Consider the following 24,611-nt stretch of genomic DNA (forward strand, 5'->3'; position numbering starts at 1 on the left):
AATGACGCGACAGCGGTGGGGCGGACTCCTTGGGAGAGTCCGCCCCACCGCTGTCGCGTCATTCGGTCGGCTAGTGTTTGCCGACATCCTTGATCTTCTCCTTGGCCTCCCGGGCGTCGCCCTTCTTGCGCTCTGCGCGGCCTTCGACGGTCAGACGTTCGTTGCCGACAGCACGTCCCGCGGTCTCCTTGGCGGCGCCCGTGACCTGCTCGGTCTTGGCCTTGGCCTTCTCGTTGGCAGTCAAGTCCGCTCACACTCCCTTGGCTTGGACATCATGTGCTGTCAGCTCGTGTGGCCACGGATCAACAGCGTAAACATGAGTGGCAGCGAATTTCCCGGATGGATGACCACGGCATCCGATGCACGACCAGTGCGAGCAAGGGTATTCAGCGAGTGGCCACGGCGCGATCAAATACCCTCGACACTGAAAACCAAACGCATATTTCGCGTGTTTGTGAGAGTGAGACGAGGACACATGGCGGTCAGGAGGTTGATAACAATGGTTCCCTTGATTCTTGTTCTTCTTTTGGCTCTGATTCTCTTCGGCGCGGGCTTCGCCTTGAAGGCCCTGTGGTGGATCGCGGTCATCGTCTTGGTGCTGTGGCTGCTCGGCTTCGTGATCCGCCCGGCGGCGAGCGGCGGCCGCAAGGGCCGCTGGTACCGATGGTGATCACCGCCGGCTGAAGACGGCCCGCGGCGGATGCACTGCCGCCAGGGCGATGGACTGAGGGGTGGAACCCGACCTGGGACGGTCGGGTTCCACCCCTCTTCTGCCTCCCGTAACTGACGAGTCAGGGGACAGCCCTCAGGTCGGCTCAAGCAGCAAATCGACGTTCCTCGGCGATGGCGTTGGATCGATCGCGTGCAGAAGTGCCGTGCACGGAAGGCAGAATGCAGCCCGCAGGGACCAGTATTGGCAGAGTGTCCGAGGCGCCGTCCTTGTGCTGGATAACGTTGACGCTCTGCCTTTGGGTGGGTAGGGGGAGTGCCATGCGACGGGTCGGGCAGGTGCGACAACGCGGCGGCACACCTTCCGATTGACGAGTTCGCAGAACGACACAGAGAGGGGCTGAGGTCTTCATGACCACTCACACAGCGCCCGAGCCCCAGGAGATGGGCTGTCACGACGCGCGCGCCGAGGTCAGGGCAGTTGTGGAAACCGCCTGCCCGCTGCGCTCAGACCAGGCCAGACGTTTTCGTGAGGATGCCCTGCTGGTGGCCGGCGAGCTGACGTCCAACGCGATCCGGCACGGCGGCGGGCTCACCCGGTTCAACGCCCGCATAGAAGACGGATCCCTGCTGGTGCAGGTGAGCGACCACAGCACGACGGCGCCTCACCTCGTACGCCACAACCCCGGACTGCCCGGCGGCTTCGGCTGGATGATCACCCAGCGTCTCGCCTCGCACGTCTTCGTCGACATCCAGCCCGACGGCAAGACCATCACAGCCGTACTCGCCCTGCCCTAGAGCACAGGTCGCTCATCATCGGACGCCCGGAAGGATCTTCCGACCTCCGCATGCATGTTCGCCTCCATGCCGGGTAATCGCGCCAGAACGGGGAGCGGCAGACAAGCTCGGAACAAGCAACAGAGGCGGGCGCATGATCACCGTAACGACGCAGGAAAAGATCCAGGCCGCTCAGGCTCAGGAGGACCTCGTCGAGCAGGCTTACGCCGACCCCTCTTCCGTCACGCCGAAGGATGCGCGAGAGATCGGCAAGCGGTTCTTCGGCCGGCTCGGGCAGTTGGAGGAAGGCACGCACGAGTATCAGTACGTGCGCAACTGCCTGATCGAGATGAACCTCTCCCTGGTGCGTTACGCGGCTTCCCGGTTCCGCCACCGTGGCCAGGAGGAGATGGAAGACATCGTTCAGGTCGGCACGATCGGCCTGATCAAGGCGATCGACCGGTTCGAACTGACCCGTGAGGTCGAGTTCGCGACGTTCGCCGTCCCCTACATCACCGGTGAGATCAAGCGGTTCTTCCGCGACACCAGCTGGGCCGTGCACGTGCCGCGCCGCCTCCAGGAAGCCCGCATCGAACTGGCCAAGGCCACCGAGGAACTGCGCACCCGTCTGGGCCGCAACCCCTCCACGGCCGAGCTGGCGGAGCTGATGCAGCTGGAACCGTCCGAGGTCGCCCAGGCGCAGATGGCCTCCAACGGCTACAACGCCTCCTCTCTGGACGCCTCGGTGATGAACGCGGGTGACGAGTCCGACGCCGCGCTGGCCGATTTCATCGGCTTCGAAGAGGACTCCTACGAGCTCATCGACAACTTCCACTCCCTGGCCCCGCTCATCGCCGGCCTCGACGAGCGTGAACGCACGCTGATCCATCTCCGCTTCGTCGAGGAGCAGACCCAGTCGCAGATCGGCGAAGCACTCGGTGTCTCGCAGATGCACGTCTCCCGCCTGATCGCCCGCGTGGTGGCGAAGCTCCGCACCGGCCTGATGACCACCAACTAGTCCCGCCCAGGGACACCCGGATCCTCGTGAACGCACCCCGCCCTCCGCCACCACAAGTGCCGGAGGGCGGGGTGCGTTCGGGGCACGCTGTGTGTCAGGGTGCTGCGCATGACATCAGGCAGCGGGAAAATACGTCTTGATCAGCAGGAACGTGTGGCGGTGATCACGCCGATCGGCGACGTGGACCTGCACGATCTCGCCGACGTCGAGGAAGTCTTCGCACAGGTGCTGTCCGACATGTCGACGGACGCAACGCTCCTCGATCTGTCGCAAGTGACCTTCGCCGACAGCACCTTCCTCAACCAGCTCATCCAGACGCACTCCGACCACACCTCGCGTGCCAGGCCGCTCGTCCTCACCGGGCCCCTGCAGTCGGCAGTGCGACGCCTGCTGGAAATCACCGGCACCGACACCGTCCTGCCCCTCGCCGACACCGCACACGAGGGACTGCAGCAACTCCGTACAGTCGATACGCCCGCAACGAGGGGGCACACACCCGCCGCCGGCATCTGACCCTCATCTGACCGACAGCACGTGACTGCTGCTCAGGGCAGGACCAGTGAATGACGGAACTGCTAGGCGGTGGCCGTCGCGGCGTCCGGGTGGATGGTGAAGACCTGATCCAGGCCGACGATGCCCAGGATGCGGGTGGTGTTGGCGGGTACCGCGGCGAGGGCTGTGCCGCCGCCTTGTTTCATGGCCAGGCTCCTGGCAGACAGCAGAGCGCTGATCCCGCTGGAGTCACAGAAGTCCAGACCGGCCAAATCCAGGACCAATAGCTGCCCCTGGGCAAGGGTGAGGGCCTCCACGGCCTTGCGTAGTTCGGGTGCCGTCTCATGGTCAAGGTCACCGGTGATCTCCAGTACGGGACCGGTGGCGGCGTCTCGGATGGTGATCGTCAGGGGGCTCATGTCAGGCTTTCACTCGCAGGGGTGGGAAGCAGAGCGGGCACGCCGAGGGCGAGTAGCGCGGTGTCGTCGTCGAGTCCTTCGCCGAACCCTGCGAGCAGGGCGGTCAGGGCGGTGATCAGGGCCTGCGGGCCTGCCGGCGGCTGGGCGGCGGTGAAGGTGCGCAGGGCGTCCTCGCCGTACAGCTCGCGGCCTGGCCCTATGCGGGCCTCGGTCAGGCCGTCGGTGTAGAGGAGCAGAGTGTCGCCGGGCAACAGCCGGGCGCGGGCGGCGGTGAACTGGGCCTGGGGCAGGACTCCGATGAGCATTCCGCCTGGAGTGGGGAGATAGTCGGCGGTGCCGTCCGCACGCTGGATCAGTGCGGAGGGGTGTCCACCCGAGGCCAGGTGCACGCCGACGTGGCCGTCGTCGGGTTCGAGTACGCCGAATATGGCGGTGCAAAAGCGGGTGTCGCCGCTGCTGTACCGCTCGTGCAGCACCGTGTTCAACGTGGTCAACACGGTGACGGGGTCGCCTTCATGCAGGGCGGCGGCGCGCAGGGTGTAGCGGGTCAGGGAGGTGACTGCGGCGGCCTGGGGGCCTTTGCCGCACACATCGCCGAGGAAGAATGCCCACCGGCCGGCGTCCAGGGGGAACAGGTCGTAGAAGTCGCCGCCCAGCAGGTCCGGGGAGGCCGTGTGGTAGTAGGAGCCGGCCTCCAGGCCCGGGACTGCGGGCAGTTGGGAGGGCAGCAGGCTCTGCTGGAGGACGGCGAGAGCCTCTTGGAGCCGCTCGCGGTCGGTCTCCGCGCGCCGGCGGGCCGCTTCGGCCTCCCGGCGGGCTTCTTCGGCAGCCTGGCGGCCGCGCAGCAGCTCGGCTTCGTAGGCGCGGCGATCTCGGGCGTCGAAGACGCTCGTCCGTATCAGCAGGGGCTCGCCGTCATTGCTGGTCTTCACCTTCGAGGTGACCAGCACGGGCATCCGCTGGCCGGCGGCGGCCTTGATGTCCATGGCGATGCCGCTGACCTCGCCCTGCATCTGCAGCAGCGGCGCGAAGTGCGTCTCGTGGTACAGCTTGCCGCCGACGGTCAGCAGGTCGGCGAACCGCATCCCTCCCACCACCCGGGACCGCTCCAGGCCCAGCCAGTCGAGCAGGGTGGTGTTGATCTTCGCGATGGTGCCGTCCATCAGCGTCGACAGGTATCCGCACGGGGCCTGCTCGTACAGCTCCTCGGCACTGTCCTCCAGCAGCGAGGTGAACACCGCGTTCGTGGCGTTCACCTCGTGTTCCTCATCCGGCTCGGGCGGCTGGTGCGTGCGGCACATCACCGGCTTGTTCCGATGAATTCGCTGATCGCGCTCGTGGTGGCCTGCGGGGCGCTCAGCTGCGGGCAGTGCCCCGTCGCCTCCAGCGTGACGAGCCGACTGCCGGGGATGACGTCGCGGACGTAGGCGCCGACCTCGCGGGGCGCGATCACATCCTCCTTGCACTCAAGGATCAGTGTCGGCACCGTGACCGTCTTGAGGTCATGGCGGCTGTCGGACAGGAACGTCGTACGGGCGAAGACCCGGGCCATGTCCGGGTCGGTCGCGCAGAACGAGGTGGTCAGCTCCTGACCGAGTTCCGGGCGGTCCGCGTTGCCCATGATGACCGGGGCCATCGCGGCCGACCAGCCCAGATAGTTCGACTCCAAAGACTCCAGCAGCTCGTCGATGTCCTCGGCGCTGAACCCGCCCCGGTAGCCGTCGTCGTCGATGTAGCGGGGCGAGGGCGCGACCATCACCAGACGGGAGATGCGTTGCGGCGCCTTCGCCGCCGCGAGCACCCCCACCATCGCGCTCACCGAGTGCCCCACGAACGTCACATCCCGCAGGTCCAGCTCATCGCAGACCTCCAGCACATCCAGGGCGTAGCCCTCCAGGGAGCTGTAACGCCGCTCGTCCCAGGCCGAAGGATCTGCTCGGCCCGAGCCGACGTAGTCGAAAAGCACCACTCGGTAGCTCTCGGCCAGTGTGGGAGCCACCAGGCGCCACATGTTCTGGTCGCAGCCGAACCCGTGGGCCAGCAGGAGCACTGGCCCGTCCGCACGGCCGGTGACGCTGACGTTGTTCCTGCGACGGATATCCATACCGGCCAGTTTCCCATCCCCCGCCCCACAGATTCGCCGCGTCATAGCCAAGATCACCGGCCGAGCGCCATCCCCTCACCGAACTCCCGGCCTTCTGGGTTACGGCCGAAGCCGGTGATGCCTGGGCGACTACAGCGAGCTGTTCGCCCCGCCGACAACTGCCGAACAGCAGGGGCCTCAGCGGGGGCGGACGGTGTAGAAGGCGGCGGTGGATCCGGTGGGGCCGGAGCCCGATCATGACGACATCGCATATGCCGGAGTCGGTCACGCCGCTCATGCCTCCGTCTTCGCGTCGATCTCGGCGAATGACCACGCCCAGGACGCCGAGACCCTCTCGTACAGGACTCGCGCTCACGGAGTGGCCGTCGTTGGGGCGGTAGGTCGGTAGCCCCGACCCGGACGACGCACGGGTCGGGGCGACAGATACACGCCAATCTCCCGGCTCCCTCACGCCACAGGTCGCATCGACCCCTAACTTCCGCTGCACAGAGGCAAGTTGCAGCTACATTGCCGTTGCTCCACATCGCTCCCATCCCCCACGCCTGCACCCCCGTCCTCTGGAAAGGGCCGCCAGCCGTGATCGATTACATTGTTCCTTCGCCCCGCCGAAGCCGTCCCAGACGCTTACGTATCGCCGCGGTGACCGCCGCCGTCGCAGCCGCCCTCACCCCGGGCCTCGGCCTGACGGGCGCGGCTGACGCCCACGCGGCCCCCGGCTCCGTTGCTGTTGCCGCCGGTCCTTCGGCCCCCACCAGCACGGATGTCACGTATGAACTGGACTCCTTCACTGCGACGATCACCTGGTCCGGCAATGCCCGGAAAAGCGTTGCCGGTTACCGCGTCTTCCGCCGGCCGGCAGGCGAAGGGGCGCCCCCTGCCGAAGTCATCAGCGGTGACGCACCACTGGCTGCGACCTCCTTCACGGATCACCCGCCCACCGACGGCGCCACCTACGCCTATTGGGTACGTGCCGTCGACCGGGCCGGCCGCGAGTCGTCCGACAGCGCAGCCGTGTACGTGAGCACGGCCGACACGACCGCGCCCGAAGCACCGACGAGTCTCACCGCGCAAGGCACGACCGCGGGGAACACCCTGCGGTGGACAGCTCCCCCGGGTGACTGGGACCACTTCGAGATCTCGTCGGATCCCGATACACGGCCGTATCCGGACGAGGGTGCCACCACCACGTCCTTTACGGCCCACACGGACCTCTCGGCCCCCACGGGCGTCTCCGTCTCGTACCGCGTCCGGGCCGTCGACGCCGCGGGGAACGCCTCCGCGTACAGCGAAACCGTGACCGTGACCCGGCCCGAGCCGGTCGGCCCCACGCCCTCCTTGGTCGAAAGCCAGGTCATCGACGGCTCCGCCCACCTCTGGTGGGACGTCAGCTCGGAAATGACGAACTACTACCACGTCTACCGCCGCAGCCCCGGCGAGCAGGCCTGGACCCTCGTCGGCACCCCCTACGCCTCCTCCGGCACCTGGGTCGACCCCCAGCCCCTCTTCGGATACACGAACTACTACATCGTCAACGTCGACGACGCGGGCAGAGAGTCGGCACCCGCCAGAACCAGCGTTCAACCGTAGACATGGCCGAGGCGGGGCTGACATAACGTCAGCCCCACACCTCGTGTGAGCGGACCACTGGTCGAACGGAACAGCCTTTGTCAGCTCCCGCGACAGAGGCCGAGTGACGCCAGCCCGTTACATTGAGCGGGCGGAGGGCGCCCTGGCCGACCACACACATTTTGTGCGGCCTCATCCTTATCAGGTGGATCAGAGTGGGCTACTCACACTGCAATTCGGCAAGCTCGTGATGCTGGAGCGGTCGCCGGCGGCTGGCGCGATCACTCCGACGGCCGCTGGTAAGCAGTCGCCCATGTCTACATCAGCGGCTGATTCCAACAGCAGCGGACAGCCACGGGGAACGCGTTGATGGCCCTGTTCATCCAACTGGTTTCACCACCCGGTCGGAGCTTTATGCCGAGCAGAAGAACTTCCGTGCAAGGATGGCATGCCTACAGGTCGCGAAGGCGGAGCTGTCCGTTACAGCATCAAGGGTGGCCGGATGCGGGTGATGCCACTTCCGCCCAAATTGTTTTTCCTTGAGCGTTGTATCGGGCCCCCCAGCGTTGGGTGGATTGCGCGATGAGGAACAGGCCGCGGCCGCCCTCTTCTGTTGTGGTGGCTCGTCTCATACGCGGAGAGGTGCTGCTCCCGTCGGATACCTCACATATCAGTACGCGGTCGTGGATAAGTCTCAGGCTGATCGGTCCGGTGGCATGTCGGATCGCGTTGGTGACGAGTTCACTGACGATGAGTTCGGCGACAAAGACGATTTCGTCCAGATGCCAGATGGCGAGTTGGTGAGCGGTTCTCTCTCTCGCAGTGTGGACCGCTGACGGATCACTGGGCACGTCCCATGAGGCGACGCAATCGGAGCTGAGCGCACGAGTCCGGGCAATAAGGAAGGCGACGTCGTCGAATGGACGGTCCGGCAGCAGGGCGCTGATCATGGTGTCGCAGATTTCTTCCAGCGGACGGTCGGGGTGAGCCAGGGCGAAGCAAAGGCGTTCGAAACCGATATCGATGTCACGGGCAGCGGCTTCGATGAGGCCGTCGGTGTACAGGGCGATTACGCTGCCTTCTGCCAGTGGGATCTCTACCGACTCGAATGGGAGACCCCCCAGGCCCAGGGGTGGTCCGGCGGGAATGTCGGGAAACTCAACCGGATCGTCGAGGTGTGCGATGGCCGGGCCCGGGTGACCGGCTCGTGCGACGACAATGGTCCGTTCGATGGGATCGTAGACGGCGTACAAGCAGGTTGCGCCGACAATCAATTCTCCATTGGTGGTGGCGTCTGCCTCTTCGGAGAGCCGCACCACGTAATCGTCGACTCTGGCCAGCAATTCGTCGGGCGGTAGCTCAAGGTCCGCGAGAGTCTGTATTGCGGCCCGCAGCCGCCCCATGCTGGCTGCTGCGTGAATACCATGGCCGACCACATCGCCGACTACCAGGGCAACTCGAGCACCTGACAGTGGTATGACGTCGAACCAGTCGCCGCCGACGCCCGCTTCCGCGTCGGCCGGGAGGTACCGGTGGGCGAATTCGGCGGCACTGAGATCGGGCAGGTCGTGGGGGAGCAGACTCGTCTGGAGAGCGAGTGCGGCCTGCTGTTGGCGGGCATAGCGCCGGGCGTTGTCGACACACACGGCTGCTCTGCTTACTAGTTCCTCGACAAGAAGGAGGTCGTCTTCGTCGAACGGATGGGGATTCTCCCATCGCATAAGGGTAACTACGCCCATACTGACGCCGCGGGCTCGAAGCGGCACCACGAGGTGTGTATGCACACCGAGTCGTATAATCCTGGACCAGCGCAAGGGGTCTTTTGCCAGCCAGGGCGTGAAGGGGCGAATGACTTCACGGACAGGTTTTCCGGTGGCGAGGGCGGACATTTGGGGGGACTTTTGCGGGTAGCGGGCCGGCGCACCGATACCGACGACAGCCTCGGGATGGTCTTCCTTGATCGACAAGTGTGTGGCCCGGCAGAGAATGTCCGAGTTCTGGACGGAGCCAGTGGGTGCGTCCACCGGCATCTGCACGCTGTCGAGCAGATCGACGGCCACGAAGTCGGCAACGCAGGGAACCAGCACTTCTGCCAGTTCGTGCACCGTTCGTTTCAGGTCGAGGGTGCTTCCTATGTGCTCACTTGCTGCATTGAGCAGCGAGAGCCGGTCGCGTGCCGCGTCCACATCTGGAATGTCGAGGGCAGCATGAATGACTCCGAGCAGGCCGCCGTCGCCGCGCAGAGGGAAGGACGAGCGAACTCTCATGTGCTCGCATGTTTCCGCGCCGGGCCGCTGACTGGAATTGTCTTTCTCCAGGCTTGTCACTGAGCGCCTGGTCTCCAAAACCTCTTTAGCCTGCTTTTCGATGATAGGCGAGGGTCTCGCGTCGCCAGCCGGCTTCTCCCCGCTCTTGCTTTCCATGTGATTCAGCACAGCATTCGCCCATTCGAGCCGGAGTTCGGAATCGAGTAGGGCGATCCCGAAGGGAGATTTTTCGAGCAGGCACCGTGCCGCCGTTTCCCTGTATTCGCTGGCACGCAGCGAGGCGGAATCTTGCATAGCGACGAGCCATGCGGAGGTCCCATCACACTCCAGCTCAAGCGTGCGCACCGCGAGCTGAAGAGAGCGTCCGCTGTTGTGGGCAGCGCTGAAGATCCCGTCCTGCCAGCTGTGCGCTGCCTGCCGCAGCCCTGACGGAAGGGCGAGCGGATCTGCTTCATGGACCAGCAGGAACGTCGCCGGACGTCCGAGTACCTCGCTCGACGCATAGCCGAGCAGCTCTTGCGCGGCGCAACTCCAGTAAGAGATTTTTCCCCGGGAGTCGACGATCATCAGGGCTGCGGGTGCGATGTCGAACCCTCGGTGATAACCCGTTTCGCCGCTACAGCGCATGTCTCATCCCATCGCGAGCTTGGCGCACACTTTCAGTGTGGCACCGAGCGTTGCGACGTGCTGCTTTTGAGCAGTGCCACGCACGCGGACGCGGCTGGGAGTGTCTTGCCTTGAAGGCGCGGATCGATCTGTGGCGGGCAGGCGCCGATGCTCTGTTCGCGCGATGGCGCCTACCTCGCCTCCGATTACAGTCTTCGCAGCCCCGCAACTCGATTACCGGCCTGCATGAACGGAATGTTCATATCGTGTCGCCGCCCGGGATCAGGTCAGGCGGGCGCGGAGCGAACTGGAGCAGGTCACAGTGGCCGACTTTACCCAAGCGGAATACTGCCAGGTCATGCAGGCATTGACTCGAATCGAAACGAACCTCACGACCCTGTAGCCCGCTGCTGACGCTGCCGACTTTTTTTGCGCGCTCAGATCGTGCGAATGCCTGATGTCCAGCGCTGGCGCGGGGCGATCTGCTGATCACAAGCGGCGCCTGGCAGGTTCCAGAACCCGGCCTGGCTCTATGACCAGTGGCGATGGGTGGAGCACTACCTCAGGGAATGATCTCGGGATGTCGCTACGTCTGCTCTATCTGACCTTCAGCCGGCTGCTCGGCTGGTTCGCATTTGCTCGCCCGTTCCTCCGCGTCCAGGGACGTCGAGCCGCTGGTCCTACGTCATGAGGTCGCCGTGCTGCGCCGCGCGAACCCCAAGCCGCGCTTCGACTCGGCCGACCGCGCGTACCGCGCAGCGCTGGTCCGACAGCTGCCCCGGCAACTGCGACGACACCGTCTGGTCACCCCCGACACGATGCTGCGTTGGCACCGCCGACTGGTGACGCATTCGAGGCTACTGACAGAATCCCGCTGCCGCTCCCGACCGTACGCACACGACGAGGACCTCAATTCCTGTTCCCCGCAACCCAGTTGCCAACACCACCCAGCTCCCCCGGCGCACGCTCACGACCACTGCGAGACCTCAGCCACCCTCGCCTGTCGCTCGTGGCAGTCACGCTCTCGTAGCGGGCGCTGGCCTTCTCTCGGCTGTCAGAACTCCGCCGCGGCGGGCCTGGCGCTCACCTCGGTGATCATGGACCTGAGCGGCCGGGTCAGGGGCTGGTGCGATGGATACTGACGGCGTAGCCACCGCCGTCATAGGCGTCGGCGTCCCAGGTGGCAAAGCGGTCGACGAGGGCGAGGCCCACCGCAGTGCAACTCGCGTCGTACTCCGGCAGCGTGATGCCGGGCGGCACGGGCAGGTGGGCGGCGTCCAGGCCGAAGCCCGCGACCAGCAGCCCGCCCGGACGCAAAGCCCCGGCCAGGCGCTTGACCACCGCGGCCTCGGTACTGGCGGCCAGCAGTGGGAAGACATTGCCTGCAGCGAGGACCAGGTCGAAGTCCGCCGCGATGCCGAACAGGGCCGGATCGAACTCGGCGAGATCGGCCCGGAACCACGGCAGCTCCGGCGCGTGAGTCCGCGCCACGTCCAGCATCGAGTCGTCGAGGTCAATCCCGACGCAGTCGTACCCCAGCTCCGCCAGCCGGATCGCGACCCGTCCAGTACCGCACCCGGCGTCGAGCACCCGCGCCCCGGCGGGCACCAGGGCCGCACAGAAGCGCGCCTCACCATGCACATCCTTGCCGTTGCGGGCCAGCGCGGCGAAGCGCGCGGCGTACTCGTGCCCGGATGTGCCACCGGTCAGTTCCTGCCAACGACTCATGAGATCGACTATAGGCCGCCCTCCAGCTCCCGGTGACCTCACTCTCCTCGCGCTGCCGCCAGGTCGGGCCGGAGCGTTGCGTGGCGGGGACTATGCCGGCTGCGTGGAGGATCTCCCAGACTGTGGACGGGGCGATCGGGTCGCCGAGGCGGGCGAGTTCGCCCTGTATCCGGCGGTGGCCCCCGCTGCTGTTCTCTCGGGTCAGGCGCAGGACGAGGGTGGATGAAGCGGTCGGTGCGGGGGCGCTCGGACTGCTTGTTGCGGAGAGTTGTGCCTGCGAAGTCTCGTGTTCGGTCGGCATGTTTCGCAATGTGCCGACAGCCGTCTGCACCTCGTCTCGTCTGGCGATTGCTGCGTGACCTGTGCGTGCCGGTCGCGTTCATCGACAGTGCGAAAGATCATCACGTGTGGCCGCTGGATCTGGTGTGCTCCCGGGACCGGCATTCTCGGTAGCGTGACCATCTGCTGCATGGAGTGTCCATGTGTCCGGCTGATCCACGCGACGGCTTCCGACGGAGAGTGATGGGGCTGCAATGAGTGAACTGACGAAGCCCGAGGTCGACGTTCCGGAGGGTGACGCTCCTACCGAGCTGACCATCCGGGACCTGGTCGTCGGGGACGGGGCTGAGGTGAAGCCGGGCATGGTGGTCAGGGTCCACTACGTCGGGGTGACCTTCGAGTCCGGGAAGGAGTTCGACGCCTCCTGGGACCGGGGCCAGCCGTTCAAGTTCGCCCTGGGCAGTGGCAAGGTCATCAAGGGCTGGGACCGGGGGGTGAGGGGGATGAAGGTCGGCGGTCGGCGCGAGATCATCGTTCCCCCGCGTCTCGGCTACGGCAAGCAGTCGCCCTCGCCCTTGATCCCGGCGGGCTCGACCCTGGTCTTCGTGGTGGACCTGCTGGACTCGTATTCCAGCACAACCGGGTGGAGCAGCGCCTGGTGACCGGCTGGGAGTGGGTCCGGTCCCGGCGGACGGGCGCTCGCTGTACTCCGCCATGACCAGCGGCTTCTCGACACGGCCAGCGGCAACGGTGTCTCCCCGGCCACGGTGCGCCGCTGGGTGCTGGAGGTGTGCACGCTGCTCGCCGCCCGGCCGAGCGCCCGGATCGGGCGCTGAAGGGAATCGTCCGAAAGGGTGGGGAGGTGGTGCTGCTGGACGGCACCCTTATCCGCACCCGTCGCCGCACCGGAGCGGCCAACCGGCGCAACTACTCTGGCAAACACAAGGCCCACGGCCTGCTGTTCCTGGCCCTCACCGATGAGAAGGGCCGCCGACTGGTGTGGATCTCCGCCGCACGGCCCGGCCGGTCCTCGGAGATCACCACCGCCCGCCACAACAAGCTCATCGAACACCTGCGGGTGGCGGGCCTGGGCGCGCTCGGCGACCTCGGCCGCATAGGCCTGGACGACGACCCGGACAACCCGGTGCTCATCACCGGCTACAAGGCCGCCCGCACCAAGCCGCTGACCAGCGCGAAGAACGAAGCCAACAAGCTGATCGCGCGGGAAAGGGTCGCCTGCGAGCACGCCTTCTCCCACCTGAAAAGCTGGCGAATCCTCACAAGCTCCCCTCGACACCCGCCACGCCACCACGCTGCTGCGGGCGCTGCTCGTACTCACGAACCACGAAGTCGCCCGCTGACAGACGATTCAGCATCGACACCCGCCCACGACCAGCGCGAGTACCCAATCACCCACCCATTCCAGCCCCCTGACCAGCAACTTCAAGATTGACGATCTTCAATGGCGAGATCCCCATGCCGGTGCAATGAGCGTGGAGTCGGGGTGGTCGCGCGCCGGGCGACTGCGGACCGGTGACGGACCGTCAACGCCCCAGCGCTGCTCCCCCGTTCACATGCACGATCTGCGCCGTCATGTACGCCGCTTCAGGTGACGCCACATAGTGCACCGCGGCGGCGATGTCCGAGGGCCGGCCCGCCTGGCCGGTCAGCGCCTGCTTGGTCCGGGCGGCGACGAACTCGGGCGTGGCCCGGTCGCCGAAGAACTCGGTGTCGGCGACGAAGCCTGGAGCGACCGCGTTCACGGTGATGCCCTGCGGGCCGAGCTTCTGCGCCAGGTCGACGGTGTAGGTGTTGACGGTGGCCTTGGAGCCGCCGTACGAACCGGGGCCGCGCAGCGCGGCGATGGACGACATCTGGATGATCCGGCCGCCGGGCCGGGTGAGGTGCGGCAGCAGCGCTTCGGTGAGCAGCACGGCGGTGAGCACGTTGGCCTCGAAGTTGCGGCGGAAGCTGTCCGCGATGCCTTCGAGGGTGCCGTCGTGGGCTGGTGCGACGTTGCCGCCGGCGTTGGCGACGACCACGTCGACCTGCGCGCCGCCCGCGGTGCAGAACTCCACGGCTCTGCGGGCCTGGCCGGGATCGCTCAGATCGGCGGCGACCCAGGAGGCCGTTCCCGCACCGTGCGCGGCGTCGAGCTCTCCGGCGGCCTTCTCCAGAGGCTCCTCGCGCCGCCCGATGAGGACGACGTGGTCGCCGTCCGCCGCAAAGACCTCGGCCACCGCCCGCCCGATCCCCGTACCGCCACCCGACACCACGACCCTGCGCTGTCCCACGACCCCACCCCATGTCCTCGTTTATGAACGACGGTCACATCTCTGCCCGCCGCACGGTACGACCGCGGGTCGTCGGCGTCAACGGGCAGGTGCCGCGGGCTCCTCACCCGAATGACGGAGCCGCGATCCGCTCCCACATGCCCACCATCCGCCCCTTCGCCCCTTCGCCCCAGGTCACCGATCCGGAACGGATCGTAAGAAGCGCCGCACGGCGCGCACAGCGAAATCCACAAACCGCCCGGCCCGAAGCGACAGACGATCTACAGCACAGACACCCGCCCGCGACCAGCGCGAGCACCCAGCAGAACAGTCACACCAGCCCCGTGACCAGCAACTTCAAGACGAACGACCTTCAATGCCTTCGTGATTGTGAAGCGAACTGACGACGAGTCCGGGAAGGACTGGCATGAGCATGTGTGGTTGAAGAATGACTACACCTACCAGTTGGAGTTCCGGGACGGGAGTGCCGCTGAGCGCTATCAGACTCGGACGATCTCCCAGGCGAGAGGGATCGACGCTCTGAGCGGGGTGGGCTGAGAGGCGCCAGGGCTGGAAGGACGCCTTCATGCGGAACAACATCGGTGACTGGTTCGAAAACGCCGGCTGACCCCGTCGCCTGGTGCAATAAGGTCAGCGGCGTGCTGAGCTCAGTCGCGGCGCATGGGGACGACGTCGGGGCTGGCCGCTGGGACGGTGGGTCGCGCGCCTTCGGGGGTCGCCAACAACGCGACGATGGTGATTCGTTTGTCGCATGGGGCAGTGGCGGATCGCGGTCGGTGCCAGGGGGCCCTGGTAAAAGTGGCTCGGCGGCACCCCCGCGCGCACGTGGGAACCGTCCACGCACGCACGGGTCCAGTCGAGTTCGCAGGCCGCCTTCAGCTCCGAGAGCAGGCTCCCGTGCAACCTCTCGAGGACTCCGGCCTTCTGTCGTAGAGATGCAGGTCAGCGCCACTGGCCGAGTTCTGGAACCCCACAGGGCGCGCGGGCCGGCAGAGGCGTCAGAGCCGAAGCGTCCCGATGCTCTGCAACTCCTCGGCGCGAGCACTGATCAGTCGCCGCACGATCGTGGCGGGCCGTGACGGTTGACTGTCCGTGCGCTGGACCTGGCTGATCTCGATCGGCTCGGCGTCCACCAGGGGGAGCCACACCAAGTCCGCGATGGGTTCTCGGGTGTTGAAGTGCGCGAGGAGCCCGACCCCGGCCCCCTGGGCGACCATCGTCTGGACCGAACGGGCCGACATCGCCTCGACCCTCGCCTCGGCGTCGGGGAGGTGTTCGCGCAGCCGCTGGTGCAGAACGGTTCCGGGTCTCATGGTGACGACCGGCCACTTGCCGAGCTCGCCCCACGTGACTGCGCGGTGTTGGGCGAGCGGGTGGTCGAGGCGGGTCTGGACGCTGAGGGGTGCCGTCATGAGTCGGCGCCGGGAGAGACCGCTCGGCGGGGGCCCGGCCGGGGTGGTGACCACTCCGAGATCCAAGTCACCGCTGAGCACCGCGCGTTCGACGTCGCCGGACGGCCCTTCGTGCACGGAGAACCGCAGGCCCGGATGGTCCGCGACGAGCCGTCCCACGACCGGAGCGACGATCGTCTCGACGGTCACCGATCCGCCACCGATGGACACCCGACCCTGATAGGTCCCGTTGGAAGCCAGGGCCGCCTCGCGCACTGCGTCCTCGGCCGCAACGAGCCGCGTGAACGGGCCGATCAGCGCCTCCCCGGCCGAAGTGGCACGCACACCTCCCCGACTTCGGGTCAGCAGGACCGCATCGAGCTCCTCTTCCAGCATGGTGAGTTGCTGTCCGATGGTGGGCTGGCTGACGCCGCAGGCCGCCGCCGCCGAGCGAAGAGATCCGGTGCGGACCGCGGCGAGATAGTACCGGGCGCGTTCGACTCGCATGGACAGATGTTATAGCCGTTGCCTTTCACCGGGTCCAGTGATCGGCGTCTTCCCACGGCGATCACGGCGCGACATCGTGGCGCGGGTCACGAACGGATGTGACATGCCGGTTTCCTGTGAAAGGAATTTTCGTGCCTGGGCCCCTCAACGGTGTACGCGTTCTGGACATCTCGACCGTCCTTGCCGGTCCCCTCGCCTCCTCCCTGCTCGCCGAGTTCGGCGCCGAGGTCATCAAGGTCGAGCAACCCGGAACCGGCGACCCCGCGCGCAGCTACCCGCCGCTCGAGGACGGGGTGTCCGCCGGCTGGGCGGTCATCGGCCGCAACAAGTCGAGCGTGACCGTCGACCTGCACCACCCGGACGCCGCGGGCCTCGTCGGGCGGCTTGTCGAGACGGCCGATGTCGTGGTGACCAACTTCCGGCCGGCGACCCTGCGCCGGTTCGCCATCGACTTCGACGACCTCGTAGTGCATCGGCCCGATCTCGTGATGGTGCACGTGAGCGCCTTCGGTCGCACCGGCCCCTACGCGGACCGCCCCGGATTCGCCCGTGTCGCCGAGGCCTTCGCCGGACTGACCCACCGCACCGGGTTCCCCGACGGCCCCCCGGTGTTCGCAGGCTATCCGGTCGCCGACGGGGTCACCGGAATCTACGCCGCCTTCGGCGCGATGCTCGCCCTGCGCCAGCGCGACCTGACCGGCGAGCCCCAACTCGCCGACATCGGTCTGTACGAGCCGCTGCTGCGGATGATGGAGGACTTCATCGTCGACTACGGCGCGACCGGCACGGCCCGTGAACGCCAGGGCAACGAGAACCCCCACATCAGCCCCAACAACCTCTACCGCACGCGCGACGGCCGGTGGCTGGCGCTGCCCGCATCGACCGAGCAGATGTGGCGCAGACTCGTCGCCGTGATGGACGCGCCGGACCTGGCGGCCTACGACTCGATGACTGCCCGGATCGAACACCGCGCGGAGATCGAGGGCCGGGTGGCCGACTTCGTCGCCTCCCACGATCTCCGGCCCCTGGCCGAGCTGTTGGACGCGGCGGGGGTGGCCTGCGGGCCGGTCAACACGGCCGCCGACATCTGTGCCGACCCTCATGTGCGGGCCCGCGGCTCGGTGGTCGAGGTGACCGATGCGCACGACGGACGTACCCGCCTGGTGCAGGGGTCCGCCGGACGCTTCTCCGGGTTCGAGCAGACGATCGACCGCAGCGCACCGCGTCTGGGCGAGCACACGCGTGCCGTCCTCAAGGACCTCGGCCTGACCGAGGACACCGTCGACGCCCTCGCCGACCGCGGCGTCATCTGAACCAGGAAGGCATCCGCACATGTCCATGGCCGACGTCTCCATCGTCGTTCTCGTCGCCCTCTTCGTCGCGACACTGGTTCCGCGGTTCAACATCGGACTCGCGGCTCTCCCGGCCGCCTTCCTGGTCGGCCTCGCCGCGGACCGCAGCGCCGACGAGGTGACCTCCTTCTTCCCCGGCGACTTCTTCGTACTGCTCGTCGGAATCACCGCGTTGTTCGCCGTCGCACAGATCAACGGCACGCTCGACTGGCTCCTCGACGGCATCCTCCGTCTCGTGGGCGGACGAGCGCTGTTGGTGGCTCTTGTCCCGTTCCTGATCGGTGCCGTGCTGACGGCGGTCGGCACCCTCCCGGCTGCGGCCACCGCGATCGTCGCGCCGATCGCGCTCGGCATCGCCGCGCGCTACGGAATACCTCCGTTCATCGCGGCCATCCTCGGTGTCACCGGCATCATCAGCGGCCTCCTGTCACCGCTCGCCGTCTACGGCACCAGCGCGAGCCGGCTCGGCGCCAAGCTGGGTCTCGAACTTCCGGGCTCCGCCCCGGTCGGCTTCTTCCTCGGCGGACTCTTGGCCGGCCTCGTGGTCTCGACGGTGTGCCTCGTCGTCGCATTCCGCATCGGGGCCATGCCCCGTGGTCACCTCACGCCGGTCGGGCCCCCGGCGGCGCCCGCGTCCGCGGGCCTCGACGCGGGCCCAGCCGCCGAGTCGACGCGCGAGGAGCCCATCGGACGAATGGCCTCGCCGACTGCGGCCCGTGTCCTGACCCTCGTATGCCTGCTGGCCGTGGTGGTGCTGTCGGTCGGCTTCGACATCAACATCGGCTACCTCGGGCTCACCGCCGCGGTGGTCCAGCAACTCGCACTGCGGATCGAGCCGACCGAGATCATCTCGCGTGTCCCCTGGAACATCGTGTTGCTCATCGGGGGCCTGCTCACCTACGTCGGCCTGATGCAGGAACTGGGCGCCTTCACTCGGATCAGCGAGCTGCTGCGGGTAGAGGGATCGCCGATGCTGAGCCTGCTCGTCCTGTGCTACATCGCGGGAGTCACGTCCTTCGCCGCGAGTTCCATCGCCGTCTTCGCCACCACGATGCCACTGGTCCCCGCGGTGGTCGCCGAAGGCGCTTCCCCAGTCGGCGCCGTCCTCGCGGTCGCGTTGGCGTCGATTCTGGTCGACATCAACCCGCTGGGCATCACCGGCGGCCTGATCCTCGGCGCCGCTCGCGCCGAAGACCGCCCTCGCCTCTTCCGACACCTGCTGACCTGCGGCCTCGTCTCGGTGGTCGTAGGCCCTGCGCTGGCCTGTTTCGCCTTTGGGTGGTGGTGACGGGGCACCGCACAGTGGCATCAGCTGCCCCCCTCCCCACTTCGGGGTGCATATCTTGCAGGGTGACTCGTTGGGGTGGTCAGAAGGGATTTGTTACGCCTGCGATCAACGTGCCCTCTCATCGTCGGCGGTGAGCCGGCCGTGGTCGGAGCGGGCGGGTGCGGCACGCCTGCTGCACGATCGGGTGAAATCTGACCTCGCTTGCCCTGTGGGGGCGGGTTTCGGCCGGGCCGGGTCACGATCACGATTTCGGTGCGCGAAATCACCAGCACGTGCAAGTCGTTCAAGGGCTGGGGGTCGACCCGGCGTTGCCGCGCGCGGACTGCGTCGGAACCCTTCTTAACACGCCTTGAATTAAGTACTGTTGAGGCCCCCGGGAGGCCCACCGGGAGCTTTGCCGTGTTCAAGTCCTTGTGGGCGCAGATTTGTTGACGGCCATCTTGGTTTCATCTCTTGACGGCTTTGGTGCAGACCTTTAGGTTCCCGTTCGCCACAGCTTCATGAATGCACCCGATGTTCATTCCCGTGAACATCCCTACCCCCCTCGACGGTCTCCCATGAAGGGCTGTGAACCCCTGTGTCCCCCCTGCCCAGACCCGCCCTCGCCCGCACGACCGCTCTGCGGGCCGTGCTCGCCACCGCGCTGCTCGCGGGATCGGCGAGCGCACTCGCCGCGACCCCCGCCGCCGCGGCCACCGGCACCATCACCGGACTCGGCGGCAAGTGCCTCGACGTGGCGGGAGCCAACTCCGCCAACGGCACGGCTGTCCAGCTCTACGACTGCAACGGCACGGCCGCCCAACAGTGGACCGTCGGCGCCGACGGCACGATCCGCGCACTCGGCAAGTGCCTTGATGTCACCGGCAATTCGACCGCCAACGGAGCCAGACTCCAGCTGTGGGACTGCGCCGGCAGCGCCAACCAGAAGTGGACCGTCACCGCCGCCCGAGACCTCGTCGGCCAGCAGTCCGGTAAGTGCGCCGACGTCACCGGCAACACCTCGGCGAACGGGACCCCGATCCAGATCTGGAGCTGCACCGGCGCCGCCAACCAGAAGTGGACCGCGCCCGGCGGCGGCACGCCCCCCGCGGCGGCGCCGATGGCCGTCGCCCCGTACCTCTACAACGGCTGGGGCAGCCCACCCAACCCCGCCACCATCATGAACGCCACCGGCGTCAAGTGGTTCACCCTCGCCTTCGTCCTCAGCAACGGCACCTGCAACCCGCAGTGGGACGGCAGCCGCGCGCTCACCGGCGGCGTCGACCAGCAGACGGTCAACACCGTGCGGGCGAACGGCGGCGACGTCATCCCCTCGTTCGGCGGCTACAGCGGCAACAAGCTGGAGAGCTCCTGCACCAGCGCCTCCGCGCTCGCCGGCGCGTATCAGAAGGTCATCGACGCCTACGGGCTCAAGGCCATCGACATCGACCTGGAGGCCGACGCCTACAGCAACGGCACCGTGCAGCAGCGCACGGTCGACGCGCTCAAGACGGTCAAGGCCAACAATCCGGGCCTCAAGGTGTACGTCACCATCGGCACCGGCCAGTCCGGACCGGACACCAGCCTCATCAACCGGGCCGCCAGCTCTGGCTTGAGCGTGGACAGCTGGACCATCATGCCGTTCGACTTCGGCGGCGCGGGCCAGAACATGGGGACGCTGACCACCAAGGCGGCCGAGGGCCTCAAGAACGCCCTCAAGAACGCGTACGGCTACAGCGACGACCAGGCGTACCGGGGCATGGGCATCTCGTCCATGAACGGGATCACCGACGACAACGAGACCGTCACCCCTGCCGACTTCCAGACCATCCTCGGCTACGCGCAGCAGCACCACCTCGCGCGCCTGACGTTCTGGTCGGCGAACCGCGACCGGCCCTGCCCGGGCGCCTACCCGAACGACGACACCTGCTCGGGTGTGTCCCAGAGCGCCTGGCAGTTCACCGGCATCTTCGCCAAGTACACCGGCTGACGGCCCTGACAGGCCCGACTGCTCTGACGCCCCACCCCCCACAGGAGACCTCCGTGTTCAGATCCGTACCCGGATCCGCGCTCAGACACCGGATACCGAGAGCCCTCACCGCGGTCGCGCTCATGGCGACGACCGCGACAGGCATCGAGTTCGCCGTGCAGACGCCGGCGAGCGCGCAGCCCACCGCGGCCGCCGCGATCCCGACCGGCTACACGACCGTGATCAACAAGGGCAGCGGCAAGTGCGTCGACACCCGCGCGGCCGCGAGCACCAACGGCACCGCCGTCCAGCAGTACAGCTGCAACGGCAGCACCGCCCAGAACTGGCAGTTGGCGGCCACCAGCGGCGGCTACTACCGCATCAACAGCAACCTCGACCCCACAAAAGCGTGGGACGTCACCGACGTCTCCACCGCCGACTCCGCGCCGATCCAGCTGTGGTCGTACTCCAGCGGCGCCAACCAGCAGTGGCTGCCCGTCGCCGAGACCGACGGCTCGTACCACTTCGTGAGCCGCAACAGCGGCAAGTGCCTGGACGTTCCCGCCGCTTCCACCGCCGACAGCGTGCAACTCGCGCAGTACACCTGCAACGGCACCGCCGCACAGTCCTTCACCTTCGGCGGCGGCACGACGAACCCGCCCGGCACCCCGGACTTCGGCCCCAACGTCACGGTGTTCGACCCGTCGATGTCCGCCTCCAGCATCCAGTCCAAGCTGGACATGGTCTTCGCCCAACAACAGACCAACCAGTTCGGCGCGGCCCGCCAGGCCCTGCTGTTCAAGCCCGGCACCTACAGCGCCAACGCCAACGTCGGCTTCTACACCCAGGTCGCCGGCCTCGGCCTCTCCCCGGACGACGTCACCATCAACGGCGCCGTGCACGCCGAGGCCGACTGGTTCCAGGGCAACGCCACACAGAACTTCTGGCGCGCCGCCGAGAACCTGTCGGTCAACCCGACCGGCGGCACCGACCGCTGGGCCGTCTCGCAGGCCGCCCCCTACCGGCGCATGCACGTGCGCGGCAACCTCGCGCTCGACGACGGCGGCTGGTCCAGCGGCGGCTTCATCTCCGACACCAAGGTCGACGGACAGATCCGCTCCGGCTCCCAGCAGCAGTTCCTCACCCGCAACTCCCAGATGGGCAGCTGGTCGGGCTCCAACTGGAACATGGTCTTCGTCGGCGACCAAGGCGCACCCGCCCAGTCCTTCCCGACGTACACCAACGTCGCGAGCAGCCCGACGATCCGCGAGAAGCCGTTCCTCTACGTGGACGGGGCGGGCGCCTACAAGGTGTTCGTGCCCGCGCTGCGGGCCAACGCCGTCGGCACCACGTGGAGCGGAAAGACCCCGGCGGGCACGTCACTCCCGCTCGACGAGTTCTTCATCGTCAAGCCGGGCGCCACCGCCGCCGACATGAACGCGGCCCTCGCGTCCGGCAAGAACCTGCTGGTCACCCCAGGCGTCCACCACCTCGACCAGACGCTGAACATCACGCGCCCCGACACGGTCGTCCTCGGCATGGGCCTCGCCACCCTCGTGCCGGACGGTGGGATCACCGCGATCAGCACCGCAGACGTCGACGGCATCCAGCTGGCCGGCCTGCTCATCGACGCGGGCACCACCAACTCCCAGACTCTCGTGCGGATCGGCCCGAACGGCGCGTCCGCGAACCACGCGGCCGACCCGATCCAGCTGTCCGACTTCTTCGTCCGGATCGGCGGGGCCACCGTCGGCAAGGCGACCAACTCCCTGGTCGTCAACAGCGCGAACACCATCATCGACCACACCTGGATCTGGCGGGCCGACCACGGCAACGGCGGCACGGTCGGCTGGACGACCAACACCGCCGACACCGGGCTCATCGTCAACGGCGCGAACGTGACGGCGTACGGCCTGTTCGTCGAGCACTTCCAGAAGACCCAGGTCCTCTGGAACGGCAACGGCGGCAGAACGTACTTCTTCCAGAACGAGATGCCCTACGACCCGCCTAACCAGGCCGCCTGGATGAACGGCAGTGGCAAGGGCTACCCCGCCTACAAGGTCGCCGACTCCGTCACCAGCCACGAAGCGTGGGGACTCGGCAGCTACTGCTACTTCAGCACCAACCCCGGAGTCGTTGCCGACCGCGCCTTCGAGGTGCCGAACACCTCCGGAGTCAGATTCCACGACATGGTGACCGTCTCACTGGGCGGCACCGGCACCATCAGTCACGTCATCAACAACACCGGAGGACCGTCCAACTCCAGCAGCAACGTCGCCTACCTCACCAACTATCCGTAGACCGCAGCGAAGGGACCGATCAGCGGATGCACCCCACGCACACCATCAGATCCGGATCCGCCCGCACGGCCCTGCGGATCCTCGTCCTGCTCGCGGCCCTGCTCGGGCTCGCGGCACCGCCCGCCGCACACGCCGGCACCGCGGCGGCCCCCTTCAAGGTGCTCGGTCTCTACAGCGGCACATGGGACGCGGCACACATCGACTTCGAGAAGGAGGCCAACGACTGGCTGCCCCAGCAGGCGGCCGCGAACGGCTTCACCTACACCGCCAGCAACGACTGGAACCTGCTCGCCAACGGCGACGTCAACGCCTACCAGGTCGTCCTGTTCCTCGACGACCTGCCACAGACCGCCGCCCAGCGCACCGGATTCGAGCAGTACATGCGCGGCGGCGGCGCCTGGATGGGCTTCCACGTCTCCGCCTTCACCACGGACGCGGCAAGCTGGTCCTGGTACCACAACCAATTCCTGGGCAGCGGCAACTTCAAGTCCAACACATGGGGCCCAACCGCCGCGACCCTCAAGGTCGAGGACCGCACGCATCCCTCCACCGTGAACCTGCCCGCCGCGTTCACGTCGTCGGTCAGCGAGTGGTACAGCTGGTCCAACGACCTGCGGCAGAACTCGGACATCAAGATCCTCGCCTCGGTCGACCCCAGCAGCTTCCCGCTGGGCACCGACCCCAACCAGTCCTGGTACAGCGGCTACTACCCGATTCTGTGGACCAACACGAAGTACAAGATGCTGTACGCGAACTTCGGCCACAACGCGATGAACTACGACACGAACACCCGCACGTCGTCGACGTTCGCCAGCGCCACACAGAACCGCTTCCTGCTGGACGGGCTGAAGTGGCTCGGCGGCGCAGGCGGCACCACCCCACCCGACGACTCGATCTCCGAGACGGCCTGGTACTCCCTGAAGAACCTCGGCAACGGCACCTGCGTCGACGCCCGCGCCGCGGCCACCGCCAACGGCACCGCGATCCAGCAGTACACCTGCAACGCCACCCAGGCCCAGCAGTTCCGGTTCGCCGCGACCGACAGCGGATACCGACGCATAGGCGTACGCCCGAATCCGCAACAGGTCATCGACGTGACCGGCGTATCGACCGCCGACAGCGCGCCGCTCCAGCTGTGGGCGTACGGAGGCGGACAGAACCAGCAATGGCTCCCCGTGAAGGAAGCCGCCGGACGCTACCACTTCACCGCCCGGCACAGCGGCAAGTGCCTGACTGCGGCCACCACTGCCACGGACAGCGCGCAACTCACCCAGCGAACCTGCGACGGCTCACCCGCGCAGGCCTTCACGGTGACCGCCGGTTGACCTGCGACCGAGGAACGACCGGGCAGCAAGCAGACACTGTTCCGCTCCTCCCTGCCCGCTGGACAGGCCAGCCGAGGAGATTGGCGGGGCCACTGCGTTGCGAGTGGCCCTGTACCGGACCCTCACGCGCCAGCTGGGATCGACGCCGAATCCGCTGACACCGATACGAAAGGCTCTCGATGGCCATGTCGCGAACCCGTTAGAACATGTCTCCTTCGGTGGGATCTCCCTCCTCCGACAGGGTCGGACGATCCCGTCGGAGGAGGGGGAGGGATGGCGGA

At 67.1% G+C, this 24,611-nt stretch carries 20 protein-coding genes; 12 read left to right on the forward strand and 8 right to left on the reverse strand.

The annotated features are described in order from the left end of the window. Positions 1–70 precede the first annotated feature (70 nt). Positions 71–244, reverse strand: coding sequence for a CsbD family protein (locus ACFC96_RS00005; RefSeq protein ID WP_340457781.1), 174 nt, complete (start codon positions 242–244; stop codon positions 71–73). A 255-nt stretch (positions 245–499) separates the two neighbouring features. On the opposite strand from ACFC96_RS00005, the gene ACFC96_RS00010 reads away from it, so the two are divergent. From ACFC96_RS00010 to ACFC96_RS00025, 4 genes are all read left to right on the forward strand, one after another. Beyond that, positions 500–670, forward strand: a complete 171-nt coding sequence (locus ACFC96_RS00010; RefSeq protein ID WP_266567468.1) for a hydrophobic protein — start codon at positions 500–502, stop codon at positions 668–670. Between the two features lie 410 nt (positions 671–1,080). Continuing rightward, positions 1,081–1,467 (forward strand): ATP-binding protein, encoded by a 387-nt coding sequence (locus tag ACFC96_RS00015; RefSeq protein WP_376251897.1) that lies wholly within the window; start codon positions 1,081–1,083, stop codon positions 1,465–1,467. 133 nt (positions 1,468–1,600) lie between these two features. Further along, positions 1,601–2,464, forward strand: coding sequence for an RNA polymerase sigma factor SigF (locus ACFC96_RS00020; protein WP_376251895.1), 864 nt, complete (start codon positions 1,601–1,603; stop codon positions 2,462–2,464). 108 nt (positions 2,465–2,572) lie between these two features. Further along, entirely contained in the window at positions 2,573–2,977 is a 405-nt protein-coding gene (locus ACFC96_RS00025; protein ID WP_376609879.1) for an STAS domain-containing protein, read from the forward strand. Positions 2,978–3,039: 62 nt separating this feature from the next. On the opposite strand, the gene ACFC96_RS00030 is transcribed toward ACFC96_RS00025, so the two are convergent. The 3 genes from ACFC96_RS00030 to ACFC96_RS00040 are packed head-to-tail and all read right to left on the reverse strand — an operon-like array spanning position 3,040 to position 5,479. Further along, entirely contained in the window at positions 3,040–3,375 is a 336-nt protein-coding gene (locus ACFC96_RS00030) for an STAS domain-containing protein (RefSeq protein WP_340457785.1), read from the reverse strand. Beyond that, a complete protein-coding gene (locus ACFC96_RS00035; RefSeq protein ID WP_376609236.1) occupies positions 3,372–4,676 on the reverse strand; it encodes a PP2C family protein-serine/threonine phosphatase in 1,305 nt (434 codons plus the stop codon). Before ACFC96_RS00035 ends, ACFC96_RS00030 begins: the two co-directional genes overlap by 4 nt. After that, a complete protein-coding gene (locus tag ACFC96_RS00040) occupies positions 4,676–5,479 on the reverse strand; it encodes an alpha/beta fold hydrolase (protein ID WP_376226676.1) in 804 nt (267 codons plus the stop codon). Before ACFC96_RS00040 ends, ACFC96_RS00035 begins: the two co-directional genes overlap by 1 nt. Before the next feature lie 639 nt (positions 5,480–6,118). Between ACFC96_RS00040 and ACFC96_RS00045 the strand changes: the two genes are divergently transcribed. Then, a complete protein-coding gene (locus ACFC96_RS00045) occupies positions 6,119–7,066 on the forward strand; it encodes a hypothetical protein (RefSeq protein ID WP_376609238.1) in 948 nt (315 codons plus the stop codon). Positions 7,067–7,533: 467 nt separating this feature from the next. Here the strand turns inward: ACFC96_RS00045 and ACFC96_RS00050 are convergent, their stop codons facing one another. Together ACFC96_RS00050 and ACFC96_RS00055 are read right to left on the reverse strand one after the other, a co-directional pair. Next, positions 7,534–9,939 (reverse strand): SpoIIE family protein phosphatase, encoded by a 2,406-nt coding sequence (locus tag ACFC96_RS00050; protein ID WP_376609240.1) that lies wholly within the window; start codon positions 9,937–9,939, stop codon positions 7,534–7,536. 1,095 nt (positions 9,940–11,034) lie between these two features. Further along, positions 11,035–11,646, reverse strand: a complete 612-nt coding sequence (locus ACFC96_RS00055) for a class I SAM-dependent methyltransferase (RefSeq protein ID WP_376609242.1) — start codon at positions 11,644–11,646, stop codon at positions 11,035–11,037. 533 nt (positions 11,647–12,179) lie between these two features. Here ACFC96_RS00055 and ACFC96_RS00060 point away from each other — a divergent pair. Together ACFC96_RS00060 and ACFC96_RS00065 are read left to right on the forward strand one after the other, a co-directional pair. Next, the gene (locus ACFC96_RS00060; protein WP_376609244.1) at positions 12,180–12,587 is read left to right on the forward strand and encodes an FKBP-type peptidyl-prolyl cis-trans isomerase; all 408 of its coding nucleotides are present in this window, start codon (positions 12,180–12,182) and stop codon (positions 12,585–12,587) included. Positions 12,588–12,787: 200 nt separating this feature from the next. Next, positions 12,788–13,378, forward strand: a complete 591-nt coding sequence (locus ACFC96_RS00065) for a transposase family protein (RefSeq protein WP_376609246.1) — start codon at positions 12,788–12,790, stop codon at positions 13,376–13,378. Positions 13,379–13,469: 91 nt separating this feature from the next. Here ACFC96_RS00065 and ACFC96_RS00070 read toward each other — a convergent pair whose 3' ends face one another. Continuing rightward, positions 13,470–14,219, reverse strand: a complete 750-nt coding sequence (locus ACFC96_RS00070) for an SDR family NAD(P)-dependent oxidoreductase (RefSeq protein ID WP_376609248.1) — start codon at positions 14,217–14,219, stop codon at positions 13,470–13,472. A 998-nt stretch (positions 14,220–15,217) separates the two neighbouring features. Next, positions 15,218–16,117 (reverse strand): LysR family transcriptional regulator, encoded by a 900-nt coding sequence (locus tag ACFC96_RS00075; RefSeq protein ID WP_376251881.1) that lies wholly within the window; start codon positions 16,115–16,117, stop codon positions 15,218–15,220. 131 nt (positions 16,118–16,248) lie between these two features. On the opposite strand from ACFC96_RS00075, the gene ACFC96_RS00080 reads away from it, so the two are divergent. The 5 genes from ACFC96_RS00080 to ACFC96_RS00100 all read left to right on the forward strand — a co-directional run bounded on the left by ACFC96_RS00080 (position 16,249) and on the right by ACFC96_RS00100 (position 24,330). Then, complete coding sequence (locus tag ACFC96_RS00080; protein WP_376609250.1) at positions 16,249–17,430, forward strand: CaiB/BaiF CoA transferase family protein; 1,182 nt, start codon at positions 16,249–16,251, stop codon at positions 17,428–17,430. Between the two features lie 19 nt (positions 17,431–17,449). Further along, positions 17,450–18,757 carry an SLC13 family permease gene (locus tag ACFC96_RS00085; RefSeq protein WP_376609252.1) on the forward strand — a complete coding sequence of 436 codons (1,308 nt, stop codon included), beginning with the start codon at positions 17,450–17,452 and terminating at the stop codon, positions 18,755–18,757. Positions 18,758–19,376: 619 nt separating this feature from the next. Then, the gene (locus ACFC96_RS00090; RefSeq protein WP_376252168.1) at positions 19,377–20,726 is read left to right on the forward strand and encodes a lectin; all 1,350 of its coding nucleotides are present in this window, start codon (positions 19,377–19,379) and stop codon (positions 20,724–20,726) included. Positions 20,727–20,848: 122 nt separating this feature from the next. Next, entirely contained in the window at positions 20,849–23,005 is a 2,157-nt protein-coding gene (locus ACFC96_RS00095; protein WP_376252165.1) for an RICIN domain-containing protein, read from the forward strand. 26 nt (positions 23,006–23,031) lie between these two features. Then, positions 23,032–24,330 carry a ThuA domain-containing protein gene (locus ACFC96_RS00100; RefSeq protein WP_376251878.1) on the forward strand — a complete coding sequence of 433 codons (1,299 nt, stop codon included), beginning with the start codon at positions 23,032–23,034 and terminating at the stop codon, positions 24,328–24,330. Positions 24,331–24,611 lie beyond the last annotated feature (281 nt).

Source organism: Streptomyces sp. NPDC055955, assembly GCF_042270245.1.
GTDB lineage: Bacteria > Actinomycetota > Actinomycetes > Streptomycetales > Streptomycetaceae > Streptomyces.

What these genes read in the sequence shown, in the direction of transcription:
- ACFC96_RS00010 (WP_266567468.1), top strand. Translation starts at nt 500, where the DNA reads ATGGTTCCCTTGATTCTTGTTCTTCTTTTGGCTCTGATTCTCTTCGGC.
- ACFC96_RS00015 (WP_376251897.1), top strand. Translation starts at nt 1,081, where the DNA reads ATGACCACTCACACAGCGCCCGAGCCCCAGGAGATGGGCTGTCACGAC.
- ACFC96_RS00020 (WP_376251895.1), top strand. Translation starts at nt 1,601, where the DNA reads ATGATCACCGTAACGACGCAGGAAAAGATCCAGGCCGCTCAGGCTCAG.
- ACFC96_RS00025 (WP_376609879.1), top strand. Translation starts at nt 2,573, where the DNA reads ATGACATCAGGCAGCGGGAAAATACGTCTTGATCAGCAGGAACGTGTG.
- ACFC96_RS00030 (WP_340457785.1), bottom strand. Translation starts at nt 3,375, where the DNA reads ATGAGCCCCCTGACGATCACCATCCGAGACGCCGCCACCGGTCCCGTA.
- ACFC96_RS00035 (WP_376609236.1), bottom strand. Translation starts at nt 4,676, where the DNA reads ATGTGCCGCACGCACCAGCCGCCCGAGCCGGATGAGGAACACGAGGTG.
- ACFC96_RS00040 (WP_376226676.1), bottom strand. Translation starts at nt 5,479, where the DNA reads ATGGATATCCGTCGCAGGAACAACGTCAGCGTCACCGGCCGTGCGGAC.
- ACFC96_RS00050 (WP_376609240.1), bottom strand. Translation starts at nt 9,939, where the DNA reads ATGCGCTGTAGCGGCGAAACGGGTTATCACCGAGGGTTCGACATCGCA.
- ACFC96_RS00055 (WP_376609242.1), bottom strand. Translation starts at nt 11,646, where the DNA reads ATGAGTCGTTGGCAGGAACTGACCGGTGGCACATCCGGGCACGAGTAC.
- ACFC96_RS00060 (WP_376609244.1), top strand. Translation starts at nt 12,180, where the DNA reads ATGAGTGAACTGACGAAGCCCGAGGTCGACGTTCCGGAGGGTGACGCT.
- ACFC96_RS00075 (WP_376251881.1), bottom strand. Translation starts at nt 16,117, where the DNA reads ATGCGAGTCGAACGCGCCCGGTACTATCTCGCCGCGGTCCGCACCGGA.
- ACFC96_RS00085 (WP_376609252.1), top strand. Translation starts at nt 17,450, where the DNA reads ATGTCCATGGCCGACGTCTCCATCGTCGTTCTCGTCGCCCTCTTCGTC.
- ACFC96_RS00095 (WP_376252165.1), top strand. Translation starts at nt 20,849, where the DNA reads ATGGCGACGACCGCGACAGGCATCGAGTTCGCCGTGCAGACGCCGGCG.
- ACFC96_RS00100 (WP_376251878.1), top strand. Translation starts at nt 23,032, where the DNA reads ATGCACCCCACGCACACCATCAGATCCGGATCCGCCCGCACGGCCCTG.